This is a genomic window from Parasphingorhabdus sp. (genome assembly GCF_039939955.1).
GTDB lineage: Bacteria > Pseudomonadota > Alphaproteobacteria > Sphingomonadales > Sphingomonadaceae > Parasphingorhabdus.
Genome location: NZ_JBDVHS010000005.1, coordinates 856,772 through 871,544, shown reverse-complemented (window position 1 = coordinate 871,544; position 14,773 = coordinate 856,772). Strand labels below are relative to the sequence as shown.

The following is a 14,773-nucleotide window of genomic DNA, read 5'->3' as shown; positions in this document are numbered from 1 at the left end:
GTGTGCCCTAGCGCAGCCCCGCCATCTCGTCAGCCAATTTGTCGACCGGCCCTAGGTCATCAAGAAATGCAATGATCGGACCGAGCCGTGAATCATCATGTCCTGCCTCTGATGAAATTAATATGGCGACCGCTTGCTGCGGACCGCCGAGAATTTTATTCTTTAGCGTCTCCAACTTCACCACCGATCTACGGCCGGTTAGCTTGTCACCGATCCGGTAAAAAGTGAGAACATCCCGTATTACCGGCCCGGGAGCCACCAACTCCATACCGAAAGCCCCCTCGGGCGCGTCTATATTCCGGTTCCATGACCATTGCGTATCCGCGACCAACGCGCCCTGCCCGTGCCCCACAATCTCTCGACCGTCTTCCTGACGGTCAAATATAGCGACCGACAAATCTATCTCTGCACCCGTCAGCTGATTGCGATAACGGCCAAAAAGATGATGCACTGCGCCGTCAAACCGTGGCTCCCAATCAAAGAGGGGTTGATAGTCTACGCTCTCCCAACCGGTCACTTTCGGTAAGGACACCTGATCCGGAACCGGTGATTGCTGAACGGCAAGAGCGGAAACCCAAAGCATAGGTGCTAGAATGATAACGGCAAGCGCTCCCATAGCCACAACAGGTTTTTGCGGACTTGTTCGCAGAATTTCTATCCGGCTCAGTGCATCACCATCGATCATCGGGTCTTCAATCTTGCGGTCAAAAAAGGGCCAGCCAATCGCCATCAGTAACATGAGAACAAAAGCAAAAAAGAACCATCCGTAGAAGATATGATCAAACCCTACCGCAAAATCGGTAGACGTATGATGGGCGATGTAAATCGTACCGAATGCACGAATTCCATTGGCAACAATCGGAACTATTACCGCAGCCGTCATGAAAATCATCCGGCGGTTCCAGCTCGAGAAACAGAGATTGCTGACCAGCGCACAATAGGCGATCACGGCGATGAGGAATTTAATCCCCGAGCAGGCCTTGGCGACTTCAAAATATCCAGTTGGCGTCGATATAAAAACGCCATCTATATAGGCGGGGATATTGACCCAACCCAAAAAATGCATCGCCAAGTTGGCGGTAACCATTTGCAAAAATGGTATAAGTTCCTCGCCAAATGGCACCAAGAAGAAGCTGAACGCCAATGGGAATATCAACCCGCGAGCAACGATCGGACCAAGCAACGTCACAACTGCGCCCTGCAACATCATCAACAACCCAAGTTGTCTTGCAAAGGCAACGCCTGCCGCTTCCCCTAGCAACCAGCCAAAGGCGGCCAGTCCAACCAAAATCAACCCCGGAAACCAAATTTCGGGGGCAAGTTTCGCCAATTCTTCCTGCCGCTGTTGCACCAGCCAATAGAGGATCGGAAGGATCAGGAGGCAATGATTGAAGGTGGATGATGTCCACCATATCTCGACCATATCCGCGCCGTCGCGCCACAAAATTCCCAAAATAGCCAATGTCGCGATGGCCAGCAGTTTCAAATGCTTCAACCAAAGCGCTGAACGCGCTGCCACCGTTTCGCTATCTCCGGGATGGTCCATCGCTATGTTCATCAACCGGCCGCCCCGGCTACGGCAGGTTCAGAGAAACCGCAAAGGCTGGGCAAATCTGCAAGCTGCATTTCCCAAGAATAATGACCGTCAATCAGTTGTTTTGCTTGCTCGCCGAGCCGCTTGGCGCGTTCGCCATCGCCAAGCAACTGACACACCATATCGGCTTCGTCGCCAATAGATTGCGCTATCAAGAAATGCTCGCCGTTGACTGCCGCTATGCCTTCTGCCGCACATGTCGATGCAACCACCGGCTTTGCCATAGCCATTGCTTCAAGCACCTTGTTTTGAATACCTCTGGCAATCCGCAAAGGCGCGACAACGACATCGGCTGCAACAATCCAACTCCGGATATCATCAACTGCGCCCACGACAACCGTGCCATTTTTTCGGTCGAGTTGTTTGACTCTTTCCGTGCGTGACCGCCCGACTATCGCAAAACGTGCGTCGGGAAAGCGCGAGAGAATCTCCGGCATAACCTCTTGGCTAAAGCTCTCCACCGCTTGAACATTCGGCTGATAGTCCATTTGTCCGGTGAAGAGGATCAGAGAGTTACAGCTTCCAAGGCTCGCCGGTTTCACATCAAGAGAAGTATAGAAGCTTGCATCAATGCCGTTGCCAACCGCCTTCACCCGTTCATCAGATAGTCCCGAGCGCAAGCAAAACAGACGAGCCTCTGCGTCACTCACGAACAGGCTAAAGTCAGCCCGTTCGGCGATGTGTTTCTCGAAAGCGCGCAGCAAGCGGCCTTCCCGGCGGTTTATCCAAGCCATTGGTCCTGAACCGTCATCGCCATAGCTTTCAAATTTCGCACTATCGACATCGCCGAAATCCATCACAACGCGGCCATCGAAACTCGCAGGGATAAATTGCGCCATTTGCCCGGAAAATACGAAGATACAATCGATCGGCCGCGTTGCGATAACATGGGCAACATGGGCGTGAATTTCGGCACTGTCGAAACAGGTCAACGACACTGGTTTTCCAGTAGCTAACGCTTCGATACCGCCAATCCATTTAGGTTTTTGTCGGATAATGATTTCACAAGATGCCAGCTCAGATTTGCGCGCCCAATCCATTTGTCGTTCAGCCTCATCATCGGCGAAACAGGCGACATGTACCGGCGCGCTATCCATTAGCTTTTGCATGAAGTGATAGGAACGAATTTTGTCACCGCGATTGGGTGGCCACGGCACACGATGCGCCAAAAACAATATTTCACCCATCAACCAAGCCCCTTGGCGATCCATGGTCCAATCCGGTTAGCAACCGACAGAGGCAACCTCTGCCACAATGCTACTTGCAAACGATATTTCGGACTCATCGGATTAACATCACGGGCTTGCTCGCCATCCGCCGTGCGTGTCGCATAGGTCAGAGGTTCCGGTTCAAAACCCCAGTTTTTCTTAAACGCATAAGCGCCTGTACCGAGCTTTGAACGGCCAAAATCAAATCGTTCGCATCCCCGTTCGCGCGCGTGATTCATCAAACTATAATAGAGAACATCATTGGCCCGAAGCCGACGGGCATTCCATGTCCCGCCGCCCCAATATGGCAGCACGGTTTGTTGATGATATAGGCTCAAAACACTAGCCACTGGCACACCATCCTCCAGAACGGTCAAGATATCGGCATCTTCGCCGAAACCATCCAGCACTTCATCAAAAAGCGCTTTCGGGAAAACCGGTGTGCCCAAATTGCGTACACTTTCAGCATAAACCGCATAATGATCTGCTCGATCTTGCTGATCCGTCCCGATACGGATGTTCAGATTGTTTTTCAGCCCCTTTCGCACTTCCGCTCTCTGTTTACGGGGAATGGCGAGAAGCTGATTTTCTTCATCATCTGCGAGCTGGTTCGTGAAGCCTGCGTAAACGTCTTGGTTTTGTTGCCAATGGCTTTCAGGCACTGGGCCACCGCGCAACTCTACGGTTGGGAAACTATGCCGCTCGGCAAACCGCCAGGCTTCGTCCGCAAGCAATTGGACCACCTGATCGCTATTTGCGACAATGCCTCCGCTAACCGCAAAGCCCGACGAAACCAACGCCCGACCGAATAGTGCGGAATGAAGTAAATTGAGCGGCAGGATGCCCTGCAATGCCCCATCAGCGTCTTCGGCGAGAAGATAACGCCATTCGTGACCACAGGCCTTGCTGACCGATAGAACCCAAGCCGGACGATGGAAAGCCGTGCCCTCTGGCGATTCCGCAATAAATGCTTCGATCCGCGCCAATTCATCTGCTTCTGCGCGCGCAAGAACGCGAACGGACAGACCGCTAGCTTTCAACGCGGCGCTCATCCCAGCAAACCCAATTCTAACGCCGCAAGTTCATCCACCCGACCCCATTTGAAATCCCGTCCTGCGCGCAAAAGCTTCGCCCGCATCCGTTTCAAATTCGTATAGTGCCGCAATTTCGATCGAACCGGTGCGTTGTTCACACGTGGTTGATCAGGATCAATCTCCCAAGGGTGAAAATAGAATATGGCTCCGTGGCCGTCGTCACGATGCATTTTCTCGATGGAACGCTCGTATAGTGCATATGGTAGCAAGCGGAAAAAACCGCCGCCGCCCGCAGCCAATGTCCGACCACCCAATTTCACAGTCGTAACCGGCAGCTCAATAAGTTCGGACTGCTCAACAGGTTTCCAAGCGAAACGCGGAGACCCAGCCCAGCCATAATGATCATGATTGATCGGAGCGACACTGGAAGAATAAGCATAGCCCTGTTCTGCCAATATCTCATGCGCCCACGGCGTCCGCTGATCAATCGAGAAACTCGGCGCCCGATATCCTAAAACTTTCTGACCAGAAGTATCTTCCAGGATTTTTCGGCTGGTGTCCAAATCGGCGCGAAACTGATCGGGCGACAAGGTGAACACCCGCGCATGATCATAGCTGTGATTGGCGATTTCATGGCCCGCGTTAGCGATCTGCTGCATTAGGGCCGGATAGCGCTCTGCAACCCAACCGAGGATAAAAAATGTCGCTTTGACATTCATTTCATCGAACAAAGCCAACACCGCCTCGATGTTGCGCTCTACCCGATGCTCCAGCTTATCCCAATCGGTGCGGTCGATGACGGTTTCAAAAGCTCCCACTTGAAACCAGTCCTCGATATCCACAGACATGGCATTGAATAAAGCATCCGCTTTTCCTGCCGTGGCGATAGGATCAGGCCGCGCGTCCTGCATTAATATAGCTTTCCTTGCTCAGGGCATCTCTTTCAACCCATTCGACCAGCATCGTCAAGACACGCTGAAGGTTCTCTTCCTGCTCGCCCATGCGCGTTTCCAGCAAAGACAGGCGTTTTGAGATCGCTTGGATCTGCTCGACCATGGCTTCGTCGACAACAGGAGCAGGCACGATGGCCTCTACAGATTTGGCAACAGACTGTACTTCTGCTGGTTCTTGAACCGGCTCTATTTCCGCAACAGATTTTTCTGGCAATATATCGGCATCATTATCATGCGCCTTCACCGGCATTGCAACGGGCGGTGGCGTTTCGATTTCCTCTACCGACGGCTCGTCAATTTCGACAGCCTCTCCTTTGAGGTCTCCGAGCACGCGCCCGACCAAAGCTTGATCGATCATTTCCGTATGTTCGATCGAACCCATCAACAATATCCGGCTCATTAGCGTGTTAATTTTACGGGGAACACCATCTGTCTCCGCATAGAGCAAACGGAACACATCCGAAGTGATCTTAGGGCGTCCAGACCAGCCGGCTTTCGCTAGACGGTGGGTGATATATGGTTCGACTTCTTCTGCATCCATCGGTTCAAGATGATGGTTGGCGATAACCCGCTGGCGCAATTGCTCAAGCTGGTTGGAATTTTGCAACATATCGCGGAACTCGGGCTGACCGAGCAGGAATATCTGGAGCAAGGCCTGTCCGCCGAGTTGAAAGTTGGATAGCATCCGCAATTCTTCCAATGCGCCCGCCGGAAGGTTTTGCGATTCATCCACGATCAGCAAACACCGTCGACCGGCACGGGCTTCAGAGTGAAGAAATTCTTCAAATGCGCTTAGCAGCTGAGCCGTGTCCATATTTTCGGTATTGATATCGAAATGATTGGCCGCAACGCGAACAATATCTTGGCTATCCAACTTGGTGGTCACGATATTAGCCGCCGTCAAACGCGCTTTATCGATCGTCTGCATAAGGTGGCTGACCAAAGTGGTCTTGCCCGCGCCCACATCGCCCGTAATAACGATGAACCCCTCACCTTGCGCTAGACCGTAGCCAAGGTAGGACAGCGCCTTGCGGTGTGTCAGACTTTCGAAATAATAATGCGGATCCGGGGTCAGCTGAAACGGCCGACCGTTTAATCCATAGAATGTATCATACATATCTGTATCTCCGATCACCAACAGCGTTGATGCTAAAAGTCATATCTGAGGCCCAGCAGAGCAGATGCCGTAAGCTGACTGTCGAAACCTTCTTGCTGGAAACTGTCCAGTCCAACGGCCGCTGTACCACGCAGTCTAGGTATAATTTGACGGTAATAAGCTGCATTGGCCCCAAGTCCTAGAACATTTGAAGCACCGGCAAAGCCGCTATCCAGTAAATTTGCGTAAATATTTACGTCAAAGTTAGAATAGCGATCAATATTACGTCCAATAGATAGATTGGTATAGTAATTTTCATCCACTAAACCGTCAACTGCAGGAACCGCGCCCGATTGCGAAGCAAAGAACCGACGGCGGGCATAACCGACAGCAAGGCCAGTTCGCCATCCGTTGTAATTATGGGTATATTGCCCATTGACCCCTCGCGCGCGGAAGGGAGACGATGCAGCGGACTGCAGCACATCGTTTAGGCAGAGACTGCTCGCCTGACCGAAGGCACAGCCATTTAATTCCCCGCTCAGCGGATTCCGCGAACTGGAAAAATTGGCTCCCAAATTGGCTAAATTATCATTCAGGAAATTGCCAAAACCCGAGACCGTGTCGTAGACTAGAACGTTCACACCTGTATTTTCAGTGGGTTGATATCCAAAGCTGCCAAAATAGGTTTCGCTACCATAGCGCTGACCAACCCGCGCTTCGAGTGAAGTACGGCGGCTTGGACGCCATAACACGCCGGTATCCCAGAAAATTCCGTCTTGGTCATAGGATAACAATCGGGGCGACGTTTCATCGGTTACGATTCGACCGTCATTGTCCACCACCGGATTGCCATTGGCATCCCGGACAGCATCACGCTCGGATATCTCGATATCTTCGTAACCAACACCGCCAACCAACGCCACGCTTGACGTGATCGGTACCGTAACATCCGCCCGTACAAATTTATTTTCATAGCGTTGATCAAGCTGGCTCGCATCCTCACGTTCCCAGCCCGCTCCCACTGACCAACCAACGGGCAATTCGCCTGGTTTCATACCAACGCTAGCATTGGCAGAGTGGCTTACACTATCGCCGAACACATCCACCGGAATCTGTCCTGGCGGCAATATTCCTACATTTCCGTTATCGACCTTGGTGTAACCCGCCCGGTAATTGGCTTTAACATCAAAATCCCCGACACGAGTTGCCAAGCTCGGACCTGCGTAGACTGAATAGACTTGCGTCACATTGTCGATATTTCCCACGGTATTTGATGGCGCTGCACCCCGTAAATCGAGTCGACTACGGGTAGCGATACCGCCAGCTTCGAGGGACAGTAAATTAGGCACCAGCTGCAAGCGTCCCCGCGCGAGACCCGTGACAATATCATCGTCACTCAGATTGTCCTGATAGAAGAAGCGACGTTCATAGCGCACATTAACCTGAGCGGCCGCGCGGCGTGTTTCAATCGAACTGTCTAAACCAGCTGCAACCGACGTGTAGGTCAACACATCGCTGCCACCCTTGATGTCAGCGATCAACACTTGCTGGACCTCGATATATGGCGTTATTTCGGCTTTGCGTTGCTGCGCATTAACCGGCGACGCGATTAGGCCCAATAATGGTAAAACCGCGGCCCCATATTGCAGGGCTTTTGTGGGTGAAAGCTTGGTCATGGCCTACTCTCCATATCCATAATAGGATCCAAAATGCCTTCCCGTCGGCGAAAATTTCGTGCCGTTGAGAAGCAATTGGATATGTTCACAACCGACCAACAAACTCAGTGCATCGCGCAGCGCAGTTTCGGTCGTTTCATCTGCTTTCACCACCATTACCACCTGCCCGACATGGGTCGCCAGAACAGATGCCGGCGATGCTGCCAACGCCGGAGGGGAATCAAAAATGACGATACGATGGGGGTTGTTTTGCGTCAGTCGGTTGAGGACCTTCTCGGTCCGCGATGACGCCAAATATTCTGTATCAGCATTGGTCTGATCACCGGCTGGCAAGATCGCCAAGCCGGGAATATCAGTATGAATAATGCAATCTTCGACCAACAATTCCGGATCGGCGAGCGCGTCCATCAAGCCCTTATTGCCTTCCAAGCCGAGGCTGGACAGAATGCTTGGCTTTGCGAAATCCGCATCAACCAGCAATACCTCGTTGTCCTTCTCTGCCGCGATGGAAAGAGCCAGGTTCAGCGCGCAAAATGTCTTGCCTTCGTTCGGATGGGCGGAGCAAATCAAAATCCGTTCGCCGTTCGGAACCGGATTGGTTCTTTGATTGCCCTTCGCGGCCAAAAGTAACTGGCGCTTAATGATCCGGAATTCTTCCGAAATACCGGTCACAGGGCCGTCGGGGACGATGAAACCGGCTTCCCGCAGTTTGTCGCGATCTACAATCACCCGTGGACCATCGTAAACCTGCATCGGCATCGGCGACGGCGCAACCGGAGTTATGTCTCGAGCCGTCTCTTGACCAGGCTCAGCATCAGAAGGCTTGGCGCCGTTTTCAATCGTCCGAACCGCTGGAATATAGTCATAGATCTCGCCGGCCCTTTCGAGCAGCGAACTAGTTTTCTTGGGAGGGTTATATTTTTTTACCATCATTGCCTCAGGCCACCATGCCGCGTTGGATAAATTCAACAATCATCAGCATCGCAAAAACTCCAATGAGTGCTGCAGTTGTGCCATAGAACATCCGCATATTCTTTTTGCGCGCCACCTGTTGTGCGTTGGTGATAATTTGCGAAACAGAACCGACAACCGGAAGGCCGCTGGCTTTCTCTAAACGGGCGGCAGTCGGGTAGCTCGTTTGCACATGGCCCATTGCAAAAGCCGTCCCCACGCCTGCCCCAAGACCCGCAATTAGCACCATAGCCAACAATAACGGGCGATTTGGTGCCGCCGGAGATCGTGGACTGGACGGCGGATCGATAACCCGGAATTTTACGGAGTCTGTTTCGGTTTCGACCTGACCGCGCAACTTGACCTGTTCGCGATCGGTTAGCAGTTTGTCATACTGACCTTTCAATACTTCATAGTCGCGATTAATCCGCGCCATTTCCGCCGCAATCCCCGGTTCCAATGTCTGTTTTGATGCCAACTGGGCCAAATCCGCTTGCAGCGTATTTTTCCGCGCCTGTAGTGCAGCAACAGTTGCCTGACGTTCGGCGCGCATGCTCTGGATCGAACTATATGCCGGGTTAGGCGTGTTATAGGTACCACCGCCCGCTGGCTGTCGAGCCGCTTGCGGTTTAAGGGCTGCAATTTCTTTCTTCATTGCAACAATATCAGGGTGCCCGTCGGTCCAACCCCGCGCCCGCGCAGAAGCCATTTGGGCTTCTACCTGAGCCAATTGCGCGCGAGCACCACCGGCGCCAGCGACACCCGGCATAGGGATGGATGCCGGTGTCCCCGCAAGTTGGCCATTTAGAGCAGCGAGCGAGCCCGACGCCTGACCAAGTTGCGATTCAATCTGAGCCAGTTCAGAGCGAGCGGATTCCATGCGCTGGCTGATCGAGCCAACACCTGGCAACAAGCCTAGGTTTTCTGTCTCAAATTGAACGCGTTTTTGCTCCGCTTCCTGAAGCTCTTTTTCTCTTTCCGCGAGCTGAGCATCGAGGAATTTAATCGTCTGACTGGTCTCCGCACGCCCGCCGGACAGATTTTCTTCAACAAATATGTCGATCAGCTTCTGAACAATATCGCGAGCGAGAACAGCATTTTGTGCGTCAGAAAAATTGCTTGCCGAAGAGCGCGCAATAATTTCGAACAGATTGTCTTCTTCCGATTTTATTTCAATGCTCTGACGCAACATCTCGACCTTGCTCGCCAGTTCCCGATCGGTAACGACCGACTGGTTAAGGGCCGTTCCACGGACCACTTTTTCAAGATTGACGGTCGAAGCTAGCGTTCCTTGAACGCGCTCCATATTTTTCTTGCGTTCACGGGCATCCACACCAATTTTGTCAGACAATATCGACTGTACCTCAACCGAGATACGGGCCTGCGATTCATAGCTATTGGGTATCAACGCAACAACGAGCCATCCCAAGAGGCAAAGCCCCCAGGCGACGGCCAGCGCTAACCAGCGTCGATTCCAGACGCTGTGCAATGCTATTCTAAATTCATCATAAAGGCCGTTCATTGGTCTTTCTAATTCCTAATCAAATGGAACAATATTGATCAAAACATGCTTTCCGGAATGATGATCACATCACCAGGACGCAGCATGACATTTGCTTCGGCTTTGCCCTTTTTGAGCAAATCGGCGATCCGCAGTGCAAATTCCTGCTGCTTGCCAGTGCCGCGATCAAAACGGATCAAACGGGCGCTGTTACCGGAAGCAAATTCAGACAAGCCACCGACTGCAATCATCGCATCCAGCAAGGTCATATTAGCCCGATAAGGAAGAGATGCGGGCTTTTCTGTCGCACCAACCACCCGAATTTGCTGTGAAAAGGTTCCGGAGAAATTGTTCACAATGACGGATACCAATGGTTCATTGATATATTCCGACAGCTGTAGCTTCAAATCTTGCGCCAACATTGCCGGCGTTTTGCCGACTGCAGGCATATCGGTGATCAACGGAGTGGTGATCCGCCCATCAGGCCGGACTTGAACTCTGGCGCCCAGTTCAGGATTGCGCCACACAAAAATTGTCAGCTCATCCAATGGACCAATCACATATTCTTCTCCTGGCCCTTCTTGCATGGCAACAAAAGAAGCAGGCGGCAGCTGCGGAGCACCGCCGTTACCGGCGCAGCCAGCGACTGTGAGCGACGCCATTCCGGCACCGAGCATCAACCGCGTTAAGCGCTTGTTTTTTATAGAAGAACGCATTTTCTCACCTCGTATAAAACCTCTGCAAAACGCCCGATCTCCTGCGGAAAACGGGCAATTAGCGCAAAGTCACGAGATGGCTATAGCGAGATAATAGTGAACATAGCGTTAGGATTAGTTGAATTTACTAATAATTTCATTGTTGCTTTGACTGCGGCCAACAACATTCAGACTAATCTACCAATATCTCTTTTGCCGGTCCCTGACCAAGGAAGTTGGCTGGGCTTGCGGAGGCCCCATAGGCGCCAGCGCAGAAAATTACAACGATGTCGCCGACATCCGCCTTGGGCATGGCTGCGTTGTCGCTCAAACGATCGAGCGGGGTGCAGAGGCAACCGACAATGGATGCCGTCTCTACTGCTTCCTCTTCGAACCTGCTGGCGATGGCAGCAGGATAGTTCCGCCTCACCACGGTTCCGAAATTGCCGCTTGCCGCGAGTTGATGGTGCAAACCGCCGTCGGTGACCAAAAAGGTCTGCCCTTGGCTTTCCTTGCGATCAACAATTTCGGTCAGATAAACACCCGCTTCACCCACGAGATAACGGCCCAGTTCGATCGCAAAGCGGGTTGAGGATAATATCTCTGGCAATTGCGCAAGTTGTTTTGACAAGGCTTTCCCAACCTTATCGACATCCAACGACACATCGCCGGGGAAATAGGGAATACCGAAGCCACCACCAAGATTGACGTGTTCCGGCGACTGACCAATGGCCGCCGCCAAACGCGCTGCGAGATCCAGTGTCTGGGCTTGCGTCTCGATAATAGCGTCTGCGTTCAACGCCTGTGACCCAGCGAATATATGAAAACCACGCCAATTTGCACCGGCGTCTAAAATTCGTTTCACCGTTGGCGCGACCAATTCTATATCCATACCGAATGGCTTGGCACCGCCGCCCATTTTCATCCCCGACCCTTTGAGATCAAAATCAGGATTCACGCGAATGGCCAATCGCGGCCTTTTGTCACAGGCAGCACCGATACGCAGAGCTCGTTCGCATTCACTGGGCGATTCAAGATTAATCGTCACACCGGCCTGGATCGCCTGCTCCAGTTCCGCGTCCCGTTTGCCCGGTCCGGCAAAACTAACATGGTCCGGCGTGGCGCCCGCCTCCAACGCCATCGTTAGTTCACCGCCGGACGCAATATCAATACCATCTGCCAGACCGACCATATGACGGAGCACCGGCTGGAAAGGATTGGCTTTCATCGCATAATGCAAATCCAATCCATCGGGCATAGCCGTCCGCAATTGCGCCATGCGTGCATCCAGACAGCCGCGCGAATAGACGAAAAGCGGTGACCCATTTTCCGAAACCAGCACGCTCGCTTTCTGTCCACCAACGGCGAGTTCGCCATCAATTGCTGCATATCCAGATGGGATCGGCCCGGTGGGTTTGGTCTTAATCATTCAACATCCATGCTGGCCAATGCGTTCCGGTCCAGTTTTCCATTGGGGTTTTTGGGAAATTCAGAAAGCAGGATAATATCCCGAGGGTGCATAAAATTCGGTAAATTCTGCTTCAAATATTTTGCCAACCGCTCGGCAATCGCATCCGTTTCCGAACCAAGTTCAATCGGTCTGGCAAATAATCGGATCGCATGGCCCAGGCGTTCATCCGGAACACCCAAGGCCGCCGCCTCCGCGATAAATCCTGATTGAACCGCCGCTTCTTCAATCTCTGTAGGACTGATCCGATTGCCAGAGCTTTTAATCATCGAATCATCCCGGCCAATAAAATAGAGCAGCCCATCTCGGTTCCGCTTCACGGTATCGCCGGAATAAACCGCAGTGCCGCCATATTCCGATGCTTCCGGTGCGGCTTTAAATCGCTGCGCGGTGCGTTCAGGGTCATTCCAATAGCCCTGCGCCACCAATGGCCCACAATGAACCAGTTCACCGGCTTTATCAGGCCCCGCTAAGGTGCCATCTTCATCCACCACCAATATTTCCGCATATGGAATGGCCGTACCCATGCTCGTTGGGTTGGCATCGATCAGACTGGGTTCAAGATAGGTGGACCGAAAAGCCTCCGTCAGCCCATACATCGCGTAAATATCAGTTTCAGGGCCAAATATCGTACGCAATTGTTTGACCAATGTCCGAGTAAGCGCGCCGCCGCTATTGGTCAGCCGCCGCATAGATGCGACCGCATCCACTGGCCATTCATGCTCCACCAATTGCACCCAAAGCGGCGGTACTGCGGCCAATGTCGTAATTTTTTCGCGTGCACAGACCTTCAAAACATCGCGCGGCGTCAGATAATCGAGCGGGACCGCGCATCCGCCTGCGGCCCACGTCGAAAGCAGTTGATTCTGCCCATAGTCAAAACTCAATGGCAAGACGCATATCGTGCGATCATCGGCAGAAAGTTTCAGATAGTCTGCAACACTACGCGCGCCAAGCGACAGATTTGCGTGACTAAGCATGACCCCTTTGGGCCGCCCCGTTGAGCCACTAGTATATAATATCGCGACGAGATCATTGACATCAGTAGTGGCCGCTGCGGGCTCCATAGGTGTTGCGATCGTTTCCAATTCGTTCGCAACAATCTTGTCTTCGAACAAGACACAATCGCTACTGATCTCGCTATCAGCCAATGTTCTCAGGCGCCCGGCGTTGCTGATCAACAGCTTAGCCCCGCTATCCGCCACGATATGCGCAACCTGCGCCTGCTTGAGTAGTGGATTGATCGGCACATGGAGCAAACCGGCTCGCGCCGCTGCCAGCGGCATGACACAAGCCAGTTCTGTCTTTGGCAGCCATGTTGCCACCCGGTCCCCTTTGGCAGCGCCCTGCCCCAGCAACCATGCAGCCAACAAACCAACACGATGATTTAACATCTTATAGCTAAGACGCCCAGAACGCGTCATGAGCGCATCAGCATTCGGGTTTTCACCTATCGCGAGGTGATCTAACGGAAATGCAGCAGTTTTGGGCTCAATATTCAATTGCGTTGACCTATAGGAAAAAGAGCAAATTTGTGACAAACACGACATTAGCCATGACGAGCGAATATCATAGCAATTTTCAGTCTGTGCAAGCTATAGCTGAAGAAAATCTGGGTCGATCGGTCCAAAAGTCCCTGTTCGATCGGATCGAATGGCTGCGACAATTGCACGAACTGTGCTTACCCAACAAATCCCCCCTAATTGTCCAAAGTAACGAAGGCGATGCGGAAGCATGGCTATTCTTGATGAAAACAGGCCTTGGCCGACATAGCGCTCTGGCCAATTGGTATAATTTCACCTTTCGCCCGATTTTCTCTGGTGAATATGACGAAGTGACCAAATTGGCGTTGCTCGCCAAACTGGCGACAAAGCTGAAATCCAAATCTCATCATATCGAAATTTCACCCGTCCCCGATGAAGATTCTTCCGCGAGCCTCATGCAAAGAGCGTTTGAGCAAGCGGGATGGGTTGTTTTCAAAACAAAGGCGGACGACAATCATATCCTCAACGTCAACGGTCGTCCTTTCGACCAATATTGGGCGGAACGCCCCGGCCAATTGCGCAATACCGTTCGTCGCAAGGCTAAGAAAAATCTGGTATCTATTCGGATAGAACAACAATTTTCTGATGAGGATTGGGATGACTATATATCCGTTTACGAGCGCAGCTGGAAACCCGAAGAAGGCAATCCCGATTTCCTAAAGAAGCTGGCGCAACAAGAAGCGGCAGCGGGATGTATGCGTCTGGGTCTCGCCTATATTGATGGAAAACCGGTCGCAGCCCAGTTTTGGACCGTAGAAAATGGCGAAGCTCTGATCCACAAGCTGGCCCATGTTGAAGACGCGACAAAATCGTCACCTGGAACCTTGCTGTCGGTTGCCATGTTTCAACATGCGATCGATGTTGATCATGTTGACCTGATAGACTTTGGAACCGGCAATGACGGCTATAAACGCGAATGGATGGAAGACGTCCGGGACCGCTATCGACTAGAGTTCTATTGGCCAAACAATCCGCTGTCTTGGCTATCTATTTTGCGGCACTATGCCTCGGGCCTTGCCGGAAAGCGCCCTTCGCTTTAGGGAAACGCCGACA

At 52.3% G+C, this 14,773-nt stretch carries 12 protein-coding genes; 1 reads left to right on the top strand and 11 read right to left on the bottom strand.

Going from position 1 to position 14,773, the window contains the following annotated elements:
- Positions 1-7 precede the first annotated feature (7 nt).
- The 11 genes from xrtA to ABJG22_RS09335 all read right to left on the bottom strand — a co-directional run bounded on the left by xrtA (position 8) and on the right by ABJG22_RS09335 (position 13,678).
- Positions 8-1,558, bottom strand: a complete 1,551-nt coding sequence (xrtA, locus tag ABJG22_RS09385; protein ID WP_348019968.1) for an exosortase A — start codon at positions 1,556-1,558, stop codon at positions 8-10.
- A complete protein-coding gene (locus ABJG22_RS09380) occupies positions 1,558-2,781 on the bottom strand; it encodes a TIGR03087 family PEP-CTERM/XrtA system glycosyltransferase (protein WP_348019967.1) in 1,224 nt (407 codons plus the stop codon). Before ABJG22_RS09380 ends, xrtA begins: the two co-directional genes overlap by 1 nt.
- On the bottom strand, positions 2,781-3,854 hold the full coding sequence (locus ABJG22_RS09375; protein WP_348019966.1) for a FemAB family XrtA/PEP-CTERM system-associated protein: 1,074 nt from the start codon (positions 3,852-3,854) through the stop codon (positions 2,781-2,783). Before ABJG22_RS09375 ends, ABJG22_RS09380 begins: the two co-directional genes overlap by 1 nt.
- Positions 3,851-4,747 carry an XrtA system polysaccharide deacetylase gene (locus ABJG22_RS09370; RefSeq protein ID WP_348019965.1) on the bottom strand — a complete coding sequence of 299 codons (897 nt, stop codon included), beginning with the start codon at positions 4,745-4,747 and terminating at the stop codon, positions 3,851-3,853. The genes ABJG22_RS09375 and ABJG22_RS09370 overlap by 4 nt, the downstream gene beginning before the upstream one ends.
- Positions 4,728-5,906, bottom strand: coding sequence for an XrtA/PEP-CTERM system-associated ATPase (locus ABJG22_RS09365; protein WP_348019964.1), 1,179 nt, complete (start codon positions 5,904-5,906; stop codon positions 4,728-4,730). The genes ABJG22_RS09370 and ABJG22_RS09365 overlap by 20 nt, the downstream gene beginning before the upstream one ends.
- 32 nt (positions 5,907-5,938) lie before the next feature.
- Positions 5,939-7,561, bottom strand: a complete 1,623-nt coding sequence (locus ABJG22_RS09360; RefSeq protein ID WP_348019963.1) for a hypothetical protein — start codon at positions 7,559-7,561, stop codon at positions 5,939-5,941.
- Positions 7,562-7,564: 3 nt separating this feature from the next.
- Positions 7,565-8,494: an AAA family ATPase gene (locus ABJG22_RS09355; protein ID WP_348019962.1), complete on the bottom strand. Its 930-nt coding sequence runs from the start codon at positions 8,492-8,494 to the stop codon at positions 7,565-7,567.
- 4 nt (positions 8,495-8,498) lie between these two features.
- Positions 8,499-10,034, bottom strand: coding sequence for an XrtA system polysaccharide chain length determinant (locus ABJG22_RS09350; protein WP_348019961.1), 1,536 nt, complete (start codon positions 10,032-10,034; stop codon positions 8,499-8,501).
- A 38-nt stretch (positions 10,035-10,072) separates the two neighbouring features.
- Positions 10,073-10,717: an XrtA/PEP-CTERM system exopolysaccharide export protein gene (locus ABJG22_RS09345; RefSeq protein WP_348020341.1), complete on the bottom strand. Its 645-nt coding sequence runs from the start codon at positions 10,715-10,717 to the stop codon at positions 10,073-10,075.
- A 184-nt stretch (positions 10,718-10,901) separates the two neighbouring features.
- Positions 10,902-12,137 (bottom strand): pyridoxal-dependent decarboxylase, exosortase A system-associated, encoded by a 1,236-nt coding sequence (locus ABJG22_RS09340; protein ID WP_348019960.1) that lies wholly within the window; start codon positions 12,135-12,137, stop codon positions 10,902-10,904.
- A complete protein-coding gene (locus ABJG22_RS09335) occupies positions 12,134-13,678 on the bottom strand; it encodes an acyl-CoA ligase (AMP-forming), exosortase A system-associated (RefSeq protein WP_348019959.1) in 1,545 nt (514 codons plus the stop codon). Before ABJG22_RS09335 ends, ABJG22_RS09340 begins: the two co-directional genes overlap by 4 nt.
- Before the next feature lie 32 nt (positions 13,679-13,710).
- Between ABJG22_RS09335 and ABJG22_RS09330 the strand changes: the two genes are divergently transcribed.
- Complete coding sequence (locus ABJG22_RS09330) at positions 13,711-14,760, top strand: GNAT family N-acetyltransferase (RefSeq protein ID WP_348019958.1); 1,050 nt, start codon at positions 13,711-13,713, stop codon at positions 14,758-14,760.
- Positions 14,761-14,773: the final 13 nt, after the last annotated feature.

Excerpts from the sequence above, each read along its gene's own strand:
- ABJG22_RS09350 (WP_348019961.1), bottom strand. The coding sequence starts at position 10,034 with ATGAACGGCCTTTATGATGAATTTAGAATAGCATTGCACAGCGTCTGG.
- ABJG22_RS09375 (WP_348019966.1), bottom strand. The coding sequence starts at position 3,854 with ATGAGCGCCGCGTTGAAAGCTAGCGGTCTGTCCGTTCGCGTTCTTGCG.
- ABJG22_RS09355 (WP_348019962.1), bottom strand. The coding sequence starts at position 8,494 with ATGATGGTAAAAAAATATAACCCTCCCAAGAAAACTAGTTCGCTGCTC.
- xrtA (WP_348019968.1), bottom strand. The coding sequence starts at position 1,558 with ATGAACATAGCGATGGACCATCCCGGAGATAGCGAAACGGTGGCAGCG.
- ABJG22_RS09360 (WP_348019963.1), bottom strand. The coding sequence starts at position 7,561 with ATGACCAAGCTTTCACCCACAAAAGCCCTGCAATATGGGGCCGCGGTT.
- ABJG22_RS09340 (WP_348019960.1), bottom strand. The coding sequence starts at position 12,137 with ATGATTAAGACCAAACCCACCGGGCCGATCCCATCTGGATATGCAGCA.
- ABJG22_RS09365 (WP_348019964.1), bottom strand. The coding sequence starts at position 5,906 with ATGTATGATACATTCTATGGATTAAACGGTCGGCCGTTTCAGCTGACC.
- ABJG22_RS09370 (WP_348019965.1), bottom strand. The coding sequence starts at position 4,747 with ATGCAGGACGCGCGGCCTGATCCTATCGCCACGGCAGGAAAAGCGGAT.
- ABJG22_RS09380 (WP_348019967.1), bottom strand. The coding sequence starts at position 2,781 with ATGGGTGAAATATTGTTTTTGGCGCATCGTGTGCCGTGGCCACCCAAT.